At 67.3% G+C, this 18,600-nt stretch carries 17 protein-coding genes; 7 read left to right on the top strand and 10 right to left on the bottom strand.

From position 1 onward, the window contains the following. Window positions 1-111: 111 nt before the first annotated feature. Window positions 112-432 (top strand): divalent-cation tolerance protein CutA, encoded by a 321-nt coding sequence (gene cutA / locus Pla123a_RS01645; RefSeq protein WP_146583781.1) that lies wholly within the window; start codon window positions 112-114, stop codon window positions 430-432. 18 nt (window positions 433-450) lie between these two features. Here cutA and Pla123a_RS01640 read toward each other — a convergent pair whose 3' ends face one another. The 4 genes from Pla123a_RS01640 to Pla123a_RS01625 form a co-directional block, all read right to left on the bottom strand. Next, window positions 451-1,173, bottom strand: coding sequence for an esterase/lipase family protein (locus Pla123a_RS01640; protein WP_197527589.1), 723 nt, complete (start codon window positions 1,171-1,173; stop codon window positions 451-453). A 116-nt stretch (window positions 1,174-1,289) separates the two neighbouring features. Beyond that, a complete protein-coding gene (locus Pla123a_RS01635; RefSeq protein ID WP_146583779.1) occupies window positions 1,290-2,243 on the bottom strand; it encodes a beta-propeller domain-containing protein in 954 nt (317 codons plus the stop codon). After that, a complete protein-coding gene (locus Pla123a_RS01630; protein ID WP_146583778.1) occupies window positions 2,243-3,880 on the bottom strand; it encodes a hypothetical protein in 1,638 nt (545 codons plus the stop codon). The genes Pla123a_RS01635 and Pla123a_RS01630 overlap by 1 nt, the downstream gene beginning before the upstream one ends. 197 nt (window positions 3,881-4,077) lie before the next feature. Further along, window positions 4,078-5,655, bottom strand: a complete 1,578-nt coding sequence (locus Pla123a_RS01625) for a hypothetical protein (protein WP_146583777.1) — start codon at window positions 5,653-5,655, stop codon at window positions 4,078-4,080. Window positions 5,656-5,842: 187 nt separating this feature from the next. On the opposite strand from Pla123a_RS01625, the gene Pla123a_RS01620 reads away from it, so the two are divergent. From Pla123a_RS01620 to Pla123a_RS01610, 3 genes are all read left to right on the top strand, one after another. Then, window positions 5,843-6,700 (top strand): phytanoyl-CoA dioxygenase family protein, encoded by an 858-nt coding sequence (locus Pla123a_RS01620; protein WP_146583776.1) that lies wholly within the window; start codon window positions 5,843-5,845, stop codon window positions 6,698-6,700. A 177-nt stretch (window positions 6,701-6,877) separates the two neighbouring features. After that, window positions 6,878-7,759 (top strand): hypothetical protein, encoded by an 882-nt coding sequence (locus tag Pla123a_RS01615; protein ID WP_146583775.1) that lies wholly within the window; start codon window positions 6,878-6,880, stop codon window positions 7,757-7,759. Between the two features lie 195 nt (window positions 7,760-7,954). Next, window positions 7,955-8,953 carry a methyl-accepting chemotaxis protein gene (locus Pla123a_RS01610; protein WP_146583774.1) on the top strand — a complete coding sequence of 333 codons (999 nt, stop codon included), beginning with the start codon at window positions 7,955-7,957 and terminating at the stop codon, window positions 8,951-8,953. A 7-nt stretch (window positions 8,954-8,960) separates the two neighbouring features. Here Pla123a_RS01610 and Pla123a_RS01605 read toward each other — a convergent pair whose 3' ends face one another. Continuing rightward, complete coding sequence (locus tag Pla123a_RS01605; protein ID WP_146583773.1) at window positions 8,961-9,563, bottom strand: Uma2 family endonuclease; 603 nt, start codon at window positions 9,561-9,563, stop codon at window positions 8,961-8,963. Window positions 9,564-9,703: 140 nt separating this feature from the next. Here Pla123a_RS01605 and Pla123a_RS24410 point away from each other — a divergent pair, with 140 nt between their 5' ends. Continuing rightward, the gene (locus tag Pla123a_RS24410; RefSeq protein WP_197527588.1) at window positions 9,704-9,877 is read left to right on the top strand and encodes a hypothetical protein; all 174 of its coding nucleotides are present in this window, start codon (window positions 9,704-9,706) and stop codon (window positions 9,875-9,877) included. A 28-nt stretch (window positions 9,878-9,905) separates the two neighbouring features. Here Pla123a_RS24410 and Pla123a_RS01600 read toward each other — a convergent pair whose 3' ends face one another. Both Pla123a_RS01600 and prfB read right to left on the bottom strand, forming a co-directional pair. After that, window positions 9,906-10,499 (bottom strand): hypothetical protein, encoded by a 594-nt coding sequence (locus tag Pla123a_RS01600; protein ID WP_197527587.1) that lies wholly within the window; start codon window positions 10,497-10,499, stop codon window positions 9,906-9,908. A gap of 149 nt (window positions 10,500-10,648) precedes the next feature. Beyond that, window positions 10,649-11,768, bottom strand: a protein-coding gene (gene prfB, locus Pla123a_RS01595) for a peptide chain release factor 2 (protein ID WP_391541692.1) whose coding sequence is annotated in 2 segments (ribosomal slippage) — window positions 10,649-11,698 and window positions 11,700-11,768 — 1,119 coding nt in all. Because the reading frame shifts where the segments join, the coding sequence is not laid out codon by codon here. Window positions 11,769-11,907: 139 nt separating this feature from the next. On the opposite strand from prfB, the gene mnmA reads away from it, so the two are divergent. Next, window positions 11,908-13,044: a tRNA 2-thiouridine(34) synthase MnmA gene (gene mnmA / locus Pla123a_RS01590; protein ID WP_146583770.1), complete on the top strand. Its 1,137-nt coding sequence runs from the start codon at window positions 11,908-11,910 to the stop codon at window positions 13,042-13,044. Window positions 13,045-13,217: 173 nt separating this feature from the next. Here mnmA and Pla123a_RS01585 read toward each other — a convergent pair whose 3' ends face one another. Then, on the bottom strand, window positions 13,218-13,541 hold the full coding sequence (locus Pla123a_RS01585; RefSeq protein WP_231956296.1) for a hypothetical protein: 324 nt from the start codon (window positions 13,539-13,541) through the stop codon (window positions 13,218-13,220). A 390-nt stretch (window positions 13,542-13,931) separates the two neighbouring features. Then, on the bottom strand, window positions 13,932-14,780 hold the full coding sequence (locus Pla123a_RS01580) for a TIGR01457 family HAD-type hydrolase (protein ID WP_146583768.1): 849 nt from the start codon (window positions 14,778-14,780) through the stop codon (window positions 13,932-13,934). Between the two features lie 305 nt (window positions 14,781-15,085). On the opposite strand from Pla123a_RS01580, the gene Pla123a_RS01575 reads away from it, so the two are divergent. After that, on the top strand, window positions 15,086-17,140 hold the full coding sequence (locus tag Pla123a_RS01575; protein WP_146583767.1) for a thioredoxin domain-containing protein: 2,055 nt from the start codon (window positions 15,086-15,088) through the stop codon (window positions 17,138-17,140). 70 nt (window positions 17,141-17,210) lie between these two features. On the opposite strand, the gene Pla123a_RS01570 is transcribed toward Pla123a_RS01575, so the two are convergent. Beyond that, on the bottom strand, window positions 17,211-18,599 hold the full coding sequence (locus Pla123a_RS01570; protein WP_146583766.1) for an arylsulfatase B: 1,389 nt from the start codon (window positions 18,597-18,599) through the stop codon (window positions 17,211-17,213). Window position 18,600 lies beyond the last annotated feature (1 nt).

The raw sequence follows: 18,600 nt of genomic DNA, 5'->3' as shown, positions 1-18,600 counted from the left end.
GCGTGCCGTTCCCCTATCGACACTAGCAGACGCCACGGCGCCCCGCAAGAAAATGCTCGCGATCGTGTAGAATGGCCGCCCAACCCCCAACCATTCAACGTCAAAACCAGCATGACCGAATTTGTCCAGATCCAGACCACGACCGGCGACCGCGCGGTCGCCGAACGCATCGCCGCCGAGCTGGTCGACCGCCGCCTGGCCGCCTGCGTGCAGATCGCCGGCCCGATGACCAGCACCTACCGCTGGCAGGGCGAGGTCGAGTCGACCGAGGAGTACGTCTGCACGCTGAAGTGCCGCGCGGCCGCGTTCGACGAGGTTGCCGAGCTGATCGGCTCGCTCCACCCGTACGACGTGCCCGATGTGATCGCGACGCCGATCTCGCACGCCAGCCACGCGTACGGCAAGTGGCTCAACGAGTCACTCAGCCCGTAGCCCTGCCGGCAGAAGCCGCTAAGACAGCACCGCCCGCTCGGTCAGCCGCGCCGGGGCGTCGGCGCGGTGGAATTCGCCGTGCCGCAGGAAGTGCTCGACCTGTCCGGCGCACTCGGGCGTCCACAACGCCCCGGTGTGCATCCCCTCGACCAGGCAATGGTCGCGCTGCCCCGGGAGGTGCGTCGCGTCGAGTGCGACCACCCGGTCGGCGCGGGTCGCGATGACGCCGATCTCGACGTGCTCGGGCGGCGCGGGGAGGTTGTTCACAAAGCTGTCGGGGGTGTCGCGCAGCTCGTACAGCGTGGGGCTCAGACGGCCGTGCAGCCGCGTGAGTTGGGTGGCCGTGTGCGAGCCGCGGTTGGGGGTGCCGACCATCACGATCCTGCCGAGCAGGTGCGGGGTCCGCTCACCGAGCTGTTCGAATTCCGCGAGCGCGCAACGGGTCGCGATCCCGCCCATGCTGTGCGCGACGATGTGCACCCGCCCGTACTCGCCGGACTCGGCCAGCCGCCGCAGGTGCCCCGCCAGCCGCCGTCCGATCTGGCGGTTTGACCCCAGCAGCGAGAAGTAGCCCCACAGCCGCGTCGCGTAGCCCGCCCGCTGGAGTCGACGCGCTAGCGGCCACAGCAGCCAGCGGGTGGACCCAATGCCGTGGATCAGCACGACCAGCTCCGGCTTGGCGGGCTCGGGCTGGGCAGTCTCGGGCGGGGCGGGATCGGGTTGTGCGGTCGGTGCTGGCACGCCGGTTGGAAGGGCATCAAGGAGGATCGCCAGGCGCCAAAATCGGGCCCGGACACTTCACTATACGCGCGTGGCCAACATTGGGAAGCGGAGACGAGCACGGCTAATCACGGCCGCTATTCCCCTACCCCGACAACCCACGAATTGGACAGCGCGTCGCCGAAGTTCTCATGATCCTCGAACGACCACACTACCTGTTTGTCGCGATTCACCTCGACGATCTGCGGGTTGTCCGGCCCGGCGTGGCAGTTGCCTAGGATGACATTGCCGCTGGGCAGCGGCTGCAGGGTCGTGACCCAGGCGAGCGTCACGCCCGGCAGGTCCCGCTGCTTGAGCCGCCAGACGACCTCTTTGTCAGGCGTCACCTCGATGACGCCGTGGCCGTTGCCGGTGGCGATCAGCGTGTTGCCATTCGCGAGCCGCTCGGCGGCGAACACGGCGTTGCCCCACGCCTCCGCGGCGTGCCCGCCACGACGCTTGCGGCCGAACAGCGGGACCTCGTACTCCCACACCACCTCGCCGTCGGCCGCGTACTCGCGGACGGCGCCGTCCCCCTCGTGGGCGACCAGGTAGTTGCCGCTCGCCAGCTTGCGGACCAGCCGGGTGTCGCGGTGCGGGTCGGGGTGGTCGACCTTCAGCTTCAACTCGTGGCGGATCTCGCCTGCCTGGTCAACCTCGATGACGCGGCCCGGCCCCGACTCGGCGATCATTGTGCGCCCGTCGGGCAGCCGCTGGAACGAGTGCACCTCGACCCGCTGCCCCTGGTTGTCGCCCCCGGCGCTGTCGTACTCCCACACAATGCGGTTGTCGGCCGGGTCGACCTCCACGATGCGGGTCCACGAGAGCTGAAACAGCACGTGGCCGTTGTCGAGCAGCTGCAGGTCGTGGATCGGGCCGATCTTGTGCTCCCAGGCAATCGATCCGTCGGGGTCGATCAGCGCAATGCGGCCGACGCTGTAGTCGGCGGCCAGCACCCGGCGGCCGGCCTCGATCGCCGACTCCGCGGCGCTCGCGCAAGCCAGCAGATTCGTCACTAGCAGCGTGTTTATCAGCAGCAAAGATCGGAGCATCACGGGTGTCCTGGCGAGGTCGAAGAATCGAGTGCGGTTGAATCGCGGAGGGTCCGGCGGGCGGAGCCGACCACCGCGCCGAGCAGCAGCAGCATAGCCGCCGTCGGCTCTGGCACGACAGCCCCGCCGACCACTGACACGCCCTGCGTCGCAAAGGCGCCGCGGAGCAGCGACCAGTCGTCGCTGTCGACGCGGCCGTCGCCGTCGAGGTCGCCGAGGGAACGCCGCGACAGGCGGTCGAGGCCCGAGAGGTCGTTCAGCCAGTTGTCGCGGAACAGAATGAGGTCGAACTGGTCGAGCAGCGTGTCGCCGTTGAGGTCGCCCAAGATGCCGGCCGTCACCGACGAGACCGCGACCTCGATGTAGCTGCCGACCTCGTCGGCGGCGGTCCCCAGCACCGAGAACTCCCGCCAGACGCTGCTCAGCTCGAACGGGTCGGTCGGCGCAGGCGGATTGAAACTGAGGAAGTCCTGGCCGTCGGCGCTGGTCCAGAAGGTCGACACGCCGATGTCGAGGTCGCTGAGCGTCTGGCCGACCTCGAGCTCCTTCTCCCGGCCGCTGCGGTTGGTTCCCCCCTCGAGGTCGAGGTCCAGGATCGCGCCGCCGAGGTAGAACTGCACGCCGTCGCGGCCGCTGCGGTACTCGAGCGTCAGGTTCTGCGTGGAGGGCTCGAAGCGGCGGCGGTCGGGGTTGAACTGCTCGCCGCCCCGCGAGTACTGCAGGCCGTACAGCTTATCGGCGGCGTAGGTTGACTCGACCCCGTAGGCGTCGTTCGCCTCGTCGTAGACCACCTCGAGCTCGTCGTGCGCGTAGATGCGGTAGGTCCCGTCCGCCAGGTCGGCCAGGTCAGGGACCTGCTGGTCGGTAAGCCAGCCGAACTTGTCGTGCTTGGTCTTCACCGAAAACTGGTCGTGGCTGATGTTGCCCATCACGCTGAAGGGGTTGCCGTAGCTGTCGAGCTGCATGCCGAAGGTGGTCGGCTGCAGCCCGTGCGCTGTCGAGTTGTACACTGCGTACTCGTTCTGGTCTGCGTCCCAGACGTAGGGGGTGTAGTTGGCGTTGTTGACAGCGCGGTAGGCGCCAGAGTGCGGCGTGCCAATGCGGTGGCCCAGCTCGTGGTCCACAACGATCTGCCCCCAGCTGTTCGCCACGTTGGCCTGCACGGCAATGTTGTTGCCGGGCAGGATGGCGATGCCCGACCAGCCCTGGTTCGGATCGGCGGTCGTGCGGTTGACATCGAACAGGTTGAGGTGGAAGTCCTCTGGCTCGATTCCGTAGGTATCGCGGACGTAGTCCTCGGACTTGGCGAACCACTGGTTGGGGCGTGTGCCGTCGGCATTGAGCTGGAGCGCGACGTCGACCACCTGGTCGAAGCGGATGTCGAACTGGCCGCCGGAGCTGGCGGCGTAGAAGCGGCGGGTCTTCTCCTCGACGCTCTCGATTGTCTGCCGCTCGTCAATCGTCAACGGCGCGTCGTCGACGTCGCGGACCTTCATGTAGAGGGCCGACCGGAGCCCGGTGCTCTTATTGCTGCCCGCACCAGGGAACACGGCCGCGTCGGCCGCGGCCGACGCCATCACCCCGACGACCGCCGCTAAACCAACCCACACCGTCTGCGCGCAGCCGCCTCGAGTCATCAGCCAACCTCCGCCTATTTGGTTCCGTGGGGAGGATCAGCAGCCCGTAGCCGCGATCAGAGCAGACCGCTTCCCCAACAAGCAAACGCCAGGGATGAGCGTTTTCTGAGCGTCGTTTTCAACAGAATCGGCCAGACCGACGACCACCGTGTCGGGCAGGGTCGGTCGCGGCGTCCCGCAGGCGCCGGCCCGGGGGGCTAAGCCCGGCCGCGTCGACGCGTCGCGATCAGGGCCAGGCACGCCAGGGCCCAGGCGGCGGGCTCGGGCACGGCGGCGGCAGCGGTGGCCGACCCGCCGAACTTCGTGGCGCCGTAGTTGTCGAGCCAGGTCTGGTACTGGGCCGTGCCGATCCGGACGTTGTTCGGGTCGTTGGGCAGCGTGCCCGGATCCGCCCGGCGGTTGTCACGCCACACGACGTAGTCGGCCGCGTCAACAACGCCGTCGTCGTTGTAGTCACCGTCGGGGTGGCGGTAGAGCGCGGTGACCTGCAGGTCGATGAACGAGCCAAACTCGTCGCTGTACCCCCGCAGGGCGCGGAAGTCGAAGTAGGAATCGTTCAGGTCCCAGACGTCCGTGGGGGCGGGGGGGTTGAAGCTGAGGAAGTCTTCCCCCTCGGTGTTGGTGTAGAAGACCGAGGTGGCGAAGTCGAGGTCGCTAACCCTCTTGCCCGACTCGAGCTCGCGCTCGCGGTTGTTGCGGTCGGAGCCGCCCTCAAGGTCGAGGTCGATGACGGCGTTGTCGAGGTAAAACTGCACGCCGCCACGGCCGGCGCGGTACTCGATCGTCAGCTCTTGGTTGTACTGCTCGAACTGGCCGCGGCTGGTGTTGAAGCGTTCGGCCCGCCGGGTGTAGGTCAGCCCGTACAGCTTGTCGGGCTGGTAGGTTTCCGTGACGCCGTACACATCGTTCGCATCGTTGTAGACGCTCTCGAGCGTGTCGTGGGCGTAGATGCGGTAGGTCCCCTCGCCCAGCTCCGACAGCTCCGGCACCTGGTCCTCGTTGAGCCAGCCGTAGGTGTGCAGCTTGTCGCTGATGGCGAAGTCTTCGTGGCTGATGTTGCCCATCACGCTGAAGGGGTTGCCGTACTCGTCCTTGTGGATGCCGAGCGGCATCGCCTGGTGGCCGTGCAGGTCGGAGTTGTACACAGCGTATTGGCCGGCGGCGGCGTCCCAAACGTACGGCTTGTAGTTGTTGTCGTTGACCGCGCGGTAGGCGCCCGAGTGCGGCGCGCCGATGCGGTGGCCCAGCTCGTGGTCCACGACGATCTGCCCCCAGCTGCTCGACACGTCCGGCTGCACGGCGATGTTGTTGCTGGGGATGATCGCGATGCCCGACCAGCCCTGGTTCGGGTCCGGCGTGGTGCGCTCGACGTCGAACACGTTGAGGTGGAAGTCTTCCGGCTCGATGCCGTAGTTGCTGCGGACGTAGTTCTCGGCCAGCTCGAACCAGCCCTCGGGCCGGGTGCGGTCCGCGTTGAGCGTCAGCGGCACGTCGAGGATGTGGTCGTAGGCGATGTCGAACTTGCCGCCGGAGTTCTCGGCGTAGAAGCGGCGGGTCTGCTCTTCGCTGGTGCGGATCCGGGTGACGTCCGACGCCGAGAGCGGGCTGTCGCCGACGTCACGCAGCACCAGGTAGATGCCGTCCCGGGCTCCGGTGCTCTTCGAGACGCCCCGCCGCGGGAAGACGTCGGCGTGGGCCAGGGTGCTCACCAGCAGCGGGCCGATCGTGCCCAGGGTGAGCAGAAAACAATAGCGCAAACGCGTGCCTGAACTCATTCGCGGAATCCGCCTCGTAGTGGGCGGCTCCGCCTGCCTCGGGCGGGGCCGCTGCGTCTTCTGTTCTGTTCCGTGCGGCGCACAAACGGGCCATCCCCTAATACCGGACAACGCCGATCGGTTACAATTTCATCGTCGAGAATGCGACACACAGCAGCCCCGCACCGCCCTGGACAGGGAAACTTGCATGGATCTCTCTACCGTCCACCGCCCCATCGGCGGGCTGTTCCCGCCCGCCGATGGTGTCTCCCCTGCCCCGCTATCGGCCAACCAGGTCGACGCATTTGGCCGCCAGGGGTTCCTCGCGGGCGTCCCGCTGCTGACCGGCGAGCAGTGCGACGCGTTGTGCCGCGAGCTCGACGAGTTCTTCGACCCCGTCCACGCCGGCCGCGAGCTGTGGTACGAGTACCACACGAACGAGTCGACCACGCCCGACACGGCCTTGTTCCACGCGTTGGGCGCCTGGCGGCTGCGTGAAGGTTTCCACGACCTGCTGTGGAACCCGCTGCTGGTCGGCGCAGCGCGGCAGCTGCTCGGCGCGCCGCCCCGCTTCTGGCACGACCAGCTGTTCTGCAAACCGGCCCACCACGGCGGCGTTGTGGCCTGGCACCAGGACTACTCGTACTGGACCCGCACCAAGCCGATGCGGCACCTCACTATCTGGATCCCGCTGGACGACTGCGACGCCGACAACGGCACCATCCAGTACGTCCCCGGCAGCCACAATTGGGAACTCCTGCCGGTGACCGGCCTGGCCGGCGACATGCAAGCAATCCGCGGCGTGCTGACCGCAGAGCAGTACGCCGCACTCGAGGCGCCGGTCTCCGTGGTTGCGCCGCGCGGCCACGCGGCGTTCCACGCGCCGCTCACGGTGCACGGCTCGCCCGCCAACAAGAGCGACCGCCCCCGCCGCGTGGTCGTCGTCAACCTGGTGGCGGACGGCGTCGCGAGCGACTCCGACGAGCCGCTGCTTGAGGGCGTGCCCGCGGTCCCCAAGGGTCAGCCGCTCGGCGGGCAGTTCTTCCCGCTGCTCGGGCGCCGGTAAGCCTCTCAGCTAGTCGGGATCTAGAGATTCACCACGTGGCGCCGGCAGTCGCGCCGCTGGCGCCCCGTGTGCTTGTCGGCCTGCGAGCGTGGTGCTACCCTCCTCGGAATCGGGCTTCCTCACATAGCTGCGGCGTCCCTAGTTCTTCCACTCATTTCTCGAAGGGAGTTGGGTCTCATGCGAGCGCACTGGTGCGTGTTGGTTGCGGCCGTAGTAGCGTCGCCCGGTGGCCTAGCGTTGGCGGGAACTCGGGGCAGCACCGGAACCGGGTTGTGGTCCCTGACCGCCGACTTCACCGACGTCGGCGTCCAAACCTCGACCTCGCCGCTCAATGGCCTCCCCGGCATCATCCCGCAACTGGACAAGGGGAGTCTCGTCTCTCAAGGCGCGGTCTCCAGCGACCCGCCCAATCAGTCGGTCGTGCAGGCGGTCGGGGCCTTCTCCCACTGGACCCAGTCCTCCCCCTTCGACCCTAGCAACAGCAACCACTTCGGCGTGTTCACCGTCGCGCCCTCGGGCGCGTTCACCGACAACGGCGACCTGGCGGCCGGCGACGGCGTGATCGAGTACCGGTTCGACTTTAACCTCGACTTCTTCGTCGATGGAACCGGCATCCCCGCGGTCCCGCTGAGCCTCACGCTGGGCCTCAACGGCTTCGCCCCGGAAGGCTACCGGATCAATTACGAATTCTCGGCCACCTGGACCGACACCACGACCGGCGCGCCCGGCGCGGCGGCGGTCACCCTGTCGGACACCGAGACCTTCGACGCGTTCAATGTCGCCGGGGGCCTGAACGCCTCGACCGTGCTGAACGACAACGGCGTGTTCGGCCCCATCGTGATGCCGGCGTTTGACGACCGATTTTCGGTGGACGGCTTTTTCCGCGTGACGGTCGACAAGAAGGCAGGCGCGATGCTGCCGGGCCCGCCGCCCAACGTGTTCCGGGTAGTCGTGATCCCCGACGTGGGCGGGTTCATCCAGTTAATCCCTGAACCCGGGTCCGCGACGCTGCTGCTGCTATTCGCGACGCCGTCGCTCGCGCTGCGGCGACGGCGTTAGTGGCCCGTTGCTACACTGGACGCGGGCGCGCTTCTCGCAGAACCGTCAAAACCGGCGTATGCTGCGATACGGTGCGGGGCGCGACGCCCCGCCGGCTCACGCTCCCGCAATCGAGGGGCGGCTCAGCGGAATAGCCCCGTGGGTGTCCTAGGCTTCTACACGGCGTCCTGGCGGACGGACGCCCCTCGCACCCTGATGGCAGCCACCAAGATGAACAGCACCCTCGAAGCCCCCACCGACCACGCCCGCGCCAACGACGAACTCGTCGCGATGCTCCGTGCAGAGAACGACCACCTCCGCACGGCGCTGGCCAATATCCAGTCGAACCTGGCCGAGTCGGTTGCGCACAATCAAGAGAATGACCGCCTGCTGGCAGAGGCGGCCGAGCTGTTCGCCGAAATGTCCCGCCAATTCGCCGAGATCCGTTCCGGCGCCGAGGTCATGCGCCAGGATGTCTCGCTGGCGCGGGAGCACGTCGCGAAGTCCGACTCGCAGCTGCACGCCGTGGGCGACGTCGCGGGCTCGATCCGCGACATCGCCGACCAGACCAACCTCTTGGCGCTGAACGCCACGATCGAGGCCGCCCGCGCCGGCGAGTCGGGCCGCGGCTTCGCGGTGGTCGCCACCGAGGTCAAGGAGCTGTCGGACCAGTCGCAGAAGGCGGCCAGCCAGATCGCCAAGACCGTCGGTGAGATCCGCCGCTCGTCGACCGACCTGTCCGAGGGGATCCAGCGGCTCGACGAGCGCACCGGACGGATCGAGGGGACCATCACCTCGTTCGAGTCGACCCTCGATTCGGCCCGCGAGCAGAACGCCCAGACCCAGGAGCGGCTGGTCGCGACCAGCGACCGCGTGTTCATGAGCCTGGCCAAGCTCGACCACGTGCTGTGGAAGGTGAACACGTACCTGAGCATCCTGTCGGACAAGCCGACCTTCGACTTCGTCGACAGCACCGGCTGCCGCCTAGGCAAGTGGTACGGCAGCGGCGCCGGCAAGGAGAACTTCTCGCGGGCGCCGTCCTACGCTACACTCGAGCGTCCCCACGCCGGCGTCCACGAGGCGACCCGCAAGATCTTCTCGATGCTCGGACCCGGCTCCGACCGCCAGGGGGTCCCCGCCGCGGTCGCCGAGATGGAACGCGCCAGCGAGGGCGTGTTCGCCGCGCTCGACAAGATGCTGGCCGAGAAGGGCTGAGCCCGACTCAACCGCCGATCAGCTTCGCGACGTCCGCCCAGAACTCCCGCAGGTCGATCGACACCTCCGCCAGCCGCGGCGACTGGTACGAGTCGCTGGTGAGCGGCTCGACCTTGTAGCGGTCGCCGTCGAGCAGCAAGAACTCGATCACCCGCTCCGCGGGGTCAACGATCCAGTACTCCGGCACGCCGTGCTCGGCGTAGAGCGCCAGCTTGTGAACCCGGTCGCGGGCGGCGTTCGAGGGGCTGACAATCTCGACGACCAGATCCGGGGCGCCCTCGGCACGCTCCTTGATAACGTCCTTGCGAGCGAGCGACACATACGCAAGGTCGGGCTGGACAATTGTGGAGTCTGACAGCTTCACGTCAAAAGGCGCCGCTGCGCCTCGCCCCCCACCCTGCTTGGTCCACTCAAGCAGTAACGCAGACATGCAAAGCGATATTGCTTGATGCGTATAGTTCGGCGCCGGCGACACAATGTACTCCCCTCGGATCAGCTCAACCGGCTCGCCCTCGGGCAGCTTCAGATAGTCCGCCGCCCGGTACGGCCCCAGCGTCTGCGGCAGGGAGAACGAGAGGGGCAGATCGGGTTGGCCAGCGGCGGTGCTCATGGCATTATTCTAGCAGGTCTCTCCGCCCCCACCAAACAACTGCCGCTATGATCAATCAGCGATAAAACCCCGTCGCCTGGGCCCTGCTGCTCCATCAGCTCGACGACGCCCGCGAGCACCTCGGCGACCTGATCGATCGCATGACCGAGCACGGCGCTGTCGACGAAGTCGACTACAAGATCAATCTCGGGCACGTGATGGCCCACATCAGCTACGCCTGGAACACGCGAGACGACCCCGATGAGTTGGAAGGTGGCGGTGAACGCTGGGCTGAGCTGAGCCGACTGCCCAACGATATCCAATCGCTGCCGTGAGGCTAGCATCTCGAGCACCGACGAGGCGTCATTCTTCCAACGACACCTCGAAGCACCACCCCAGCCGCAGCGGCGGCTGCGCGTTCATCGCTGGCTCGGCGACTACCGCAACCGATGGCCGCTTCGACCACTCGAGTGAACTCGGCAGCTCGATTCGGCAGAACGGCGACCGCGGCAGCTGCTCGGTTGCTTGCAACGAGATCCGCCACCGCACGCCCGCGGTGCGTAGTGTCGCGGCCTCGTTCGACTTTTCAATGAGCGTCGCGCCGGCCGCGCGGTAGCTCGAACGCACCTCCGGGAACATGCTCGCCAGGCGGCAGCTCGCCGCGTACCGCAGGGCGTCGGCCCTGCCCGGCGCGGGGCCAAGGGCGACCCGCCAGCTGCTGTCGGTCGACATGCCAATCAGCTTCGCCTCGGCGACCAATGGCCGCGGCGCGTAGCCGATTTCGTCGACGTTCAGCCCGTGCAGCGGCGGGCTGGCCGGGATGCGGGGATCGCGACCGCTGAGCGCCTGGAGCAGCACGACGACATCTTCGCCCGGCCGCCGGACCTCGATTCGATGCGTGTACCGCTTCTCGTCGCGCGCGAAGACCGCCACGAGCAGCCCGGATGGCGTCGCCACCGCGTGTTCGACGGCAGGGTGCGTCGGTCTGCGAGCGAACATAGCTGCCCCCACTGTGGGATGAAGACAATCCTCTACGCAACGGCCTTAAGTAGCGGTCGGCGGACGGGGCCGCGGCTATTGCCTCCGATGAGTCGCCCAGGCCCAAGCTAGTCCTCGTCGTCGTCCTCAATCGGCTGCCCGGCCCGCCAGCGGAGGGTCGCCTCGAGGAAGCCCTGGATCTCGCCGTCCATCACGGCGTGGAAGTTGCCCTGCTGGTACTTGGTGCGGGCGTCCTTGACCCGCTGGTCGGGGTGCAGGAAGTAGTTGCGGATCTGGCTGCCGAAGCCGGTCTTGGCCTGCTGCTGGTACTTGGCCGCTTCCTCGGCCTCTCGCTTTTCTTCCTCGACGCGGGCGAGCCGGGCGCGGAGCATCTTCCACGCGCTGGCCCGGTTCTTGTGCTGCGACCGCTCGGCCTGGCACTGCACCACGATGTTGGTGGGGATGTGCGTCAGGCGGATCGCGGAGTCGGTCTTGTTGACGTGCTGGCCGCCGGCTCCGCTCGCGCGGAACGTGTCTTCACGGACGTCCGCCTCGTCGATCTCGACGTCCACCGAGTCGCTGATCTCGGGCGACACGTCGACCGCGGCGAAGCTGGTCTGCCGCTTGCCCTCGGAGTTGAACGGGCTGATCCGCACTAGCCGGTGCATGCCGCTCTCGCCCTTGAGGTAGCCGTAGGCCATCGGGCCGCGGACCGCGATCGTGGCGTTGTTGATGCCGGCCTCGTCGTTGTCCTGGCGGTCGAGCAGCTCGGCCTTGTACTCGTGCTTCTGCGACCACTGGATGTACATCCGCAGCAGCATCTCGGCCCAGTCGTTGGCGTCGGTGCCGCCGTCGCGGGCGTTGATGCTGATGATGGCGCCGGTGTTGTCGTGTGGGCCGCTGAGCAGCGCCGAGAGCTTGAGCTTCTCGATCAGCGCCTCGAGGGCCTCGACCATGCCGGGCGCCTCCTCGGCGAAGGACTCGTCCTCCTCGGCCATCTCGATGGCCGCGGACAGGTCCTCGTTGGCGGCGATCCCCTCGTCGAGCGGGGCGACTATCGTCGCCAGCCCCTTGAGTTCGGCGATCGCGGCCTGCGCCTGCTCCTGGTTGTTCCAGAAGTCGGGCGCGGCCTGAGACTGCTCGATCTCTATAATCCGTTGCTTCTTGCTAGCGTAGTCAAAGAGAGTCCCTGAGCTGCGTCAGGGCCTCCTGGATCGCGGCGGCGCGATCGTACCATTGCTTGTCCACCTAGTTTGCCTCCTACTCGGTGCGGTTGGGATTGAGCATTGTAGGCGCGCTGGCGGAAAGCTGCGAGGGCGCCGGTCCCAACTCTGGCGGGCTGGGCTAAGATGAAGGCAATTCGTTCCTATACCCCTACCACGAGCCCATGCCCCTCGTTGTCCTAGCCATGTCCGGCGGCGTTGATTCGAGCGTCGCCGCGCACCTGCTCCTCGAGGCCGGCCACCAAGTGATCGGCGTGTTCATGCGGCACGGCGAGCAGTCGCCGGCCGTTTGCTCCACCGACGAGGGCCCGGCCCCCACGGGCGTGGGCTCGCTGCCGATCGTCAACCGCCTGGACCACAAGCAGGGCTGCTGCACCGCCGCCGACGCCGAGGACGCGCGGCGGGTCTCCGACCGATTGGGCATCCCCTTTTATGCCCTGGACCTGAACGAAGAGTTCGGCCAGATCATGGACTACTTCGCCGCCGAGTACGCCCGGGGGCGGACCCCCAACCCGTGCGTGCAGTGCAACAACTGGATCAAGTTCGGCAAGCTGTTCGACTACGCCGACTCGGTCGGCGCCAAGTACGTCGCGACCGGCCACTACGCGCGGATCGATAGCTCCGGCGACGAACCGGCGTTGCTCCGCGGAATCGACCAAGCAAAGGACCAATCCTACGTGCTCTTCGGCATTAAGCGCCGCGACTTGTCGCGGATGCTGCTGCCGGTCGGCGGCTTCGAGAAGCCGAAGATCCGCGAGCTGGCCGCCGGCATCGGTCTGAACGTCGCTGAGAAGAAGGACAGCCAAGAAATCTGCTTCGTCACCAGCGGCCGCTACGACCAGTTTGTCCGCCGCCGACTCGAGCAGAACAACTCGGACGCCGGCGGCCGCGCCGGCGAGCTGGTCACCACCGACGGCCGCGTCGTCGGCCGGCACAACGGCATCGAGGGCTTCACGGTCGGCCAGCGCAAGGGGCTCGGCGTCGCGCTCGGCGAGCGGGCGTTCGTCGTGCGGATCGAACCCGACACAAACCGCGTCGTGCTGGGCGATCGCGCGGCGCTCGACTCGACGCAGCTCACCGCCAGCGGCGCCAACTGGCTGGTGGACGTGACCCCCGGCGAGCAGCGCCGCTGCCTGGCGCAGATCCGCTACAACGCCAAGCCGGCGTTGGCCGAGCTGACCGTGCTCGCCGACAACAAGCTGAGCGTGCGATTCGAAACGCCCCAGTTCGGCGTCGCCCCCGGCCAGGCGGTGGTCTGCTTCGAAGGCGAGCGAGTGCTCGGTGGCGGGTGGATCGAGTAACCTACGGCGGAAGCCGTACGGATTTCGGATTGGCTGCGATCGCACCCTCTGACTAGGAACGCGAAAACTGCCGGCTTCCGCCGGCAGCTACTCTCCAACGCTTCGAATGGATCCTCCTCGCATTTCCTCCGCAGCCAACGGCGGAAGCCGTTGGTTTCCGCGTTGCCCACCGCTCACGCCGGCTTCTGCGGTGGCGGCATGCCCTCTCGCCAGAAGTAGCCGTTGTGCTTCGGTAGGTAGCGGCAGAGCAGCCGCTCATAGTGCTCGCGATCCTTCACCTGCTGCTTGCTGCCGGAGCGGCTGAACCAATGCTCACGGCGCCGATCCCCGCTGCGGTTCAGCTCGAGGCTCACCAGGTTCTTGATCTTGGCGAAGACCTTTCCACATTCGGTCACGTCCCGCCAGCTTACCACGAGGTGCGTGTGGCTCGGGATGATCGCAATGGCACGAAGTTGCCAGCCGCGGTTCTGGCAGCAGTCGTGGGTGATCCACGCCATCACGGGGTACTCGGCAGGGCCGAATAGGATTGGCGATTCGGTGGCCGACTGGCGGTAGGCAAACGCCCTTCCACTATCCGGTTCGAGTAACCCGTCCCCTCGGCGAACGTACCCTTGGGGACGATCGGGCATCCAACTCTGGTAAGCGTGCATGGTGAAGAGGTAATCCGGCATGCCGCCATCGTAATTGCGGCGTTGCCGGTAGGCAAAACTGCCGGCTTCCGCCGGCAGCTACGGACTCTCGCTGCCGCTGAAGCCAGCCGATCTTCGGTAGCCAACGGCGGAAGCCGTTGGTTTTCGCGTTGCCGATCCGTTGATCCGCAAGAACAAAACAGGGCCCCGCTGGCAAGCAGCGGGGCCCCGTTCAAGCCGTTCGTCTTCGTGTTGCGACTAGTTCGCCGCGCCGGCCCACTGCAGGACTTCCGAAGGAGAATCATCCTCGCGGCTGCGGGCCTGCATGAGTTCCTTCAGCAGGGTTTCTTCGTTGCAGAGGTCGGCGATCGACTCGACCACCAGGTCGGGCTGGTAGGCGAACTTCTTCAGGTCTTCGCGGCTGGTGGTGCCGGTCAGCACCAGCACGGTCTTGTAGCCCATCTGCACGCCGCCGATGATGTCGGTCGACATGGTGTCGCCGATCATGATCGTGTCGGAGGTGGTCATGCCAATCTCCTTGCGGGCGGAGCGCATCATCACCGGGCTCGGCTTGCCGACGCTGAACGCCTGGATGCCGGTCGCCTCCTCGATCAGCTTGACGATCGCCCCGCATCCCGGCCGGGTGCCGGTGTTGGTGGGGCAGTTCGGGTCGAGGTTCGTGGCGATCAGCTTGGCTCCGTCGAGCACCATCTGCACGGCGTGCTCGAGCATCTCGAACGACAGCGTGCGGCCCTCGCCGACCACCACGTAGTCGGGGTGCTTGTCGACGATCGAGTAGCCGTTAGAGTGCAGCGCGTTGAGCAGCCCGCCCTCGCCGATCACGTAGGCGGTGCCCTCGGGCTTCTGCCGGGCGAGGAACCGGGCGGTCGCCATCGCGCAGGTGTAGATGTGGCTCTCCTGAATAGGCATCCCCATCCGCACCAGCTTGGTGGCGGTGTCGCGGCGGGTCCGCTGGCTGTTGTTGGTGAGGAACAGGAACGGGATATCCCATTTGGTTAACAGCTTGATGAATTCCACCGCACCAGGGATCAGCTGGCTGCTGCGGTAGATCACGCCGTCCATGTCGATCAGAAAACCTTTTTGCATCGCTGGCATCTCTTCTTTCGGGGGGACCGTCGGGGCGACGGTGCAAAGAGGGATCGCACGGGGCGATCCCGTCGGGGCGGGGGCCGCTGGGGGCCGGCATAGGAAGGAGCTTGGGGCAATGCAACCGTTGTGCCATTCGCGACTGCGGGCCGCTCGAACGACGCCCATTTGCGGGATTGTCCGTCAACCAGGCCGATGCCGGGCAGTTGACCAGGACTGCGGAACCGTAATGCTAGGGTGACGCCTGCCTACTTTGTGGGCAGCTAGCAGTCCGATCTCTCACCATTTGCCTAGCTTTTTGCTTAATGCCGAATCATCTCGCCACGGAATCCAGCCCCTACCTGCTCCAGCACAAGGACAACCCGGTCGATTGGCGGCCCTGGGGGGACGAGGCGCTCGCGGAGGCCACGCTGCGTGACGCGCCGATCTTCCTCTCGATCGGCTACTCGGCGTGCCACTGGTGCCACGTGATGGAGCACGAGAGCTTTGAGAACGAGAAGATCGCCGGCTACCTGAACGAGCACTTTGTGTCGATCAAGGTCGACCGCGAAGAGCGCCCCGACCTCGACCAGATCTACATGAACGCGGTGCAGATGCTGACCGGACGCGGTGGCTGGCCGATGAGCGTCTTCCTGACGCCGGGGCTCAAGCCGTTCTACGGCGGCACGTACTGGCCCGCCACCGCCGCCCGCGGCATGCCCGGCTTCGACCAGGTGCTGGCCGCCGTGGTCGACGCGTGGCAGAACCGCCGCCAGCAGGCCGAGGAGACCGCTGCGGAACTCACCACCCGCATCCAGTCGCTGTCGCTGCCCGACCGCGGCGAGGCCAATCTGGACGGCGATTTCATCGTGTCGGCATGCGGACGCTATGAGAAAGATTTCGACCCCCAGCACGGCGGCTTTGGCGCCGCGCCCAAGTTCCCGCAGCCGATGAACCTGCAGGCGATCCTCCGCGCGTACAGCCGCACCGGCCGCGAGGACCTGCTGAAGATGGTCACCCACACGCTCGACCGGATGCACGCCGGCGGCATGTACGACCACCTCGGCGGCGGCTTCGCCCGCTACTCGGTCGACGAGCGGTGGCTCGTGCCGCACTTCGAGAAGATGCTGTACGACAACGCGTCGCTGACGGCGGCCTACGTCGAGGGCTTCCTGGCGACCGGCGACGCCCGCTACGCGCAGGTCGCCCGCGAGACCATCGACTACGTGCTCCGCGACATGACCGACCCGGCCGGCGGCTTCTACAGCGCCGAGGACGCCGACAGCGAGGGCGAGGAGGGCAAGTTCTACGTCTGGAAGTCGGAGCAGATCCGCGCCGCCCTCGGCGAAGACGACGCCGACCTGTTCTGCCGCGTTTACGACGTCACGCCGACCGGAAACTTCGAGGGCGCCAACATCGTCAACCTCCCCAAGAGCGTCGACGAGCAGGCCGAGCGTCTCGGCCAGGACCCTGCCGACCTCGCACAGCGGCTCGCGGCGATGCGGCAGAAGCTGCTCGCCGAGCGATCGAAGCGCGTCCGCCCGGGCCGCGACGAGAAGGTGCTGGTCAACTGGAACGGCCTGATGATCGACGCGCTGGCCCGGGCCGGCGCGGCGCTCGCCGAGCCACGCTACATCGACGCCGCGCGGCGGGCCGCCGACTTCGTCCTGGCCGAGCTCTCGCCCGAGCCGGGCCGGCTGCTGCACACTTGGGCCGGCGGCAAGGCGAAGCTCAACGCCTACCTCGACGACTACGCCGCGCTGGCCGGCGGACTCATCAGCCTGTACGAGGCGACCTTCGACGAGCGCCACATCGAAGCGGCCGCCGCGCTGCTCGACACCGTGCTCGAGCACTTCGCCGACGACCAGAGCGGCTCGTTCTTCTACACCTCGGACGACCACCCCGAGCTGATCACCCGCACGCTCGAGCTGACCGACAACGCGACGCCGAGCGGCGCGTCGCTGGCGGCGACGGCGCTGGTGCGGCTCGGCAAGCTGACCGGCAACGAGAAGTACCTCACCGCCGCACACAGGGCGTTGCAGGCGGCGGCCTCGATGATGGAGCGGGTGCCGATCGCGATGGGCCAGATGCTGATCGCGGCCGACCTGTACGCCGGCCCCACGCCCGAGCTGGTCTTCACCGGCCCCGAAGCGGGGCGGCTGGCCGAGTCGGCCCACCGGCGTTTCCTGCCGCGCCGCGTCATCGCTTGTCGAGCGGGTGACGCCCCGGGCTCGCCGCTCTTAACCGGCACGTTCAACAACCGCGAGGAGCAGTCCGGCGAGCCCAAGCTCTACGTCTGCGAGAACCACGCCTGCCAGGCCCCGGTCGAGGGGAGCGAGGCGATTGTCGCGAAGCTGAAGGAGCTGGCGACCATTGGGTAGCGGAGTGGACCTGAGCGAGCCATTCCCGAGCCGACGGGGGTAAACTGTCGGCTGCTGATTTCGTGCGCTGCTACTCACGCTCGATGTTCCAATTCTTCGGCGCAACAAACCCCTCGTGCCCCGCGCCGTAGGGCAGGTTCTGCATATCGGAGGTTAACGCCTCGTACCGCGCTAGATCCTCGCGGAGTTCCTTGACTACCTCCGGGTGATCCGCGGCGACGTCGGCCGTCTCGTTGGGGTCGACCGACACGTGGAACAGCTCGTCGCCCTTGAGCTTCCACTCGCGGGTCACGACCGCGCGCCTGCCGAGGTACAGGCTGCGCTGCCCGGCCGGCGCTTGGTCGGCGAGCATCGGCAGCAGGTTGGCGCCGTCGATCTCGTTCTTGGGGGTTGGCCCGCCCCCGGTCGCGGCGAGCAGCGTCGGCAGCACGTCGACGTACGCGGCGAGCGACTCGAACTGCCGGCCCCCCTCGATAGCGGCCGGCCAGCGGATCACCGACGGCACGCGCACTCCCCCTTCCCACACGCTCCCCTTCGCGCCGCGCAGCGGCTTGTTGTTGCCGCCGTGCTGGGGCGTGCCGCCGTTGTCGCTCAGAAACCACACCAGCGTGTTGTCGGCGTCGCCGGTCGCCTCGACCGCGTCGAGCACCCGGCCGATCGACTCGTCCAGCGCGGCGACCATCGCCCGGTAGGTCTGCCGCTTGGTGTTGCCGCGTCCCTGCTCACCGAAGCCCTCCCGGTTGTTGTTCCTGCCGAACCGCGGCTTGCCCGGGTCGAAGCCGAAGCGTGCGAGTTGGTCTTCCTCTGCCTGCAGCGGCGAGTGGGGAGCGTTGAACGGCAGGTAGACGAAGTAGGGCTTTTCACTGGACGAGGCCTCGATGAACCGCACCGCCTCGTCGGCCAGCAGCGTGGTGCTGTAGCCCTCGTCGCGGCAGGCGTCGAAGCCGCGGTGCCAGTCGAGCTCGCCCTCGCGGAGGTGCGTGAAGTAGTCGATCGCGCCGTTGAGGTGCCCGTAGAAATCGGTGAAGCCACGCGACAGCGGGTGGTAGCTCCGCCGCGAGTGCCCCAGGTGCCACTTGCCGATGCACGCGCGGCGGTCGTAGCCCGCGGCGGCCAGCAGTTGGGGCAGGCACTGCTCGTCGGTCGCCAGACCAAAGTCCCGCCACGGCGGGATGACGTCGTTGTGCAGGCCGAAGCGGTTGGGGTAGCGGCCGGTCATCAGCCCCGAGCGGGTGGGCGAGCAGACCGGGCAGACGTAGAAGCGGTCGAGCTCGACCCCCTCGAACGCCAGCTGGTCGATCCGCGGCGTGCGGACCCTGCCGCCGTGGTAGCCGACGTCGTTCCAGCCGAGGTCGTCGGCCACAATCAGGACGATATTGGGCGCGGCGGTGTGGCCCGCCGTCGGCGCGAGGAGCGCCGCGGCGAACGCGGCCGTCAGACTAATCAAAAAACGGTGCATG

The sequence above is a fragment of the Posidoniimonas polymericola genome, assembly GCF_007859935.1.
In the GTDB taxonomy this organism is placed as follows: Bacteria; Planctomycetota; Planctomycetia; order Pirellulales; family Lacipirellulaceae; genus Posidoniimonas; species Posidoniimonas polymericola.
The sequence above is the reverse complement of the archived record's forward strand: the minus strand, read 5'-3'. Positions and strand labels throughout refer to the sequence as shown.

Coding starts and splice junctions, on each gene's coding strand:
- cutA (WP_146583781.1), top strand. CDS start 112: ATGACCGAATTTGTCCAGATCCAGACCACGACCGGCGACCGCGCGGTC.
- Pla123a_RS01635 (WP_146583779.1), bottom strand. CDS start 2,243: ATGCTCCGATCTTTGCTGCTGATAAACACGCTGCTAGTGACGAATCTG.
- Pla123a_RS01630 (WP_146583778.1), bottom strand. CDS start 3,880: ATGACTCGAGGCGGCTGCGCGCAGACGGTGTGGGTTGGTTTAGCGGCG.
- Pla123a_RS01625 (WP_146583777.1), bottom strand. CDS start 5,655: ATGAGTTCAGGCACGCGTTTGCGCTATTGTTTTCTGCTCACCCTGGGC.
- Pla123a_RS01620 (WP_146583776.1), top strand. CDS start 5,843: ATGGATCTCTCTACCGTCCACCGCCCCATCGGCGGGCTGTTCCCGCCC.
- Pla123a_RS01615 (WP_146583775.1), top strand. CDS start 6,878: ATGCGAGCGCACTGGTGCGTGTTGGTTGCGGCCGTAGTAGCGTCGCCC.
- Pla123a_RS01610 (WP_146583774.1), top strand. CDS start 7,955: ATGGCAGCCACCAAGATGAACAGCACCCTCGAAGCCCCCACCGACCAC.
- Pla123a_RS01605 (WP_146583773.1), bottom strand. CDS start 9,563: ATGAGCACCGCCGCTGGCCAACCCGATCTGCCCCTCTCGTTCTCCCTG.
- Pla123a_RS24410 (WP_197527588.1), top strand. CDS start 9,704: ATGACCGAGCACGGCGCTGTCGACGAAGTCGACTACAAGATCAATCTC.
- mnmA (WP_146583770.1), top strand. CDS start 11,908: ATGCCCCTCGTTGTCCTAGCCATGTCCGGCGGCGTTGATTCGAGCGTC.
- Pla123a_RS01585 (WP_231956296.1), bottom strand. CDS start 13,541: ATGGCGTGGATCACCCACGACTGCTGCCAGAACCGCGGCTGGCAACTT.
- Pla123a_RS01580 (WP_146583768.1), bottom strand. CDS start 14,780: ATGCAAAAAGGTTTTCTGATCGACATGGACGGCGTGATCTACCGCAGC.
- Pla123a_RS01575 (WP_146583767.1), top strand. CDS start 15,086: ATGCCGAATCATCTCGCCACGGAATCCAGCCCCTACCTGCTCCAGCAC.
- Pla123a_RS01570 (WP_146583766.1), bottom strand. CDS start 18,599: ATGCACCGTTTTTTGATTAGTCTGACGGCCGCGTTCGCCGCGGCGCTC.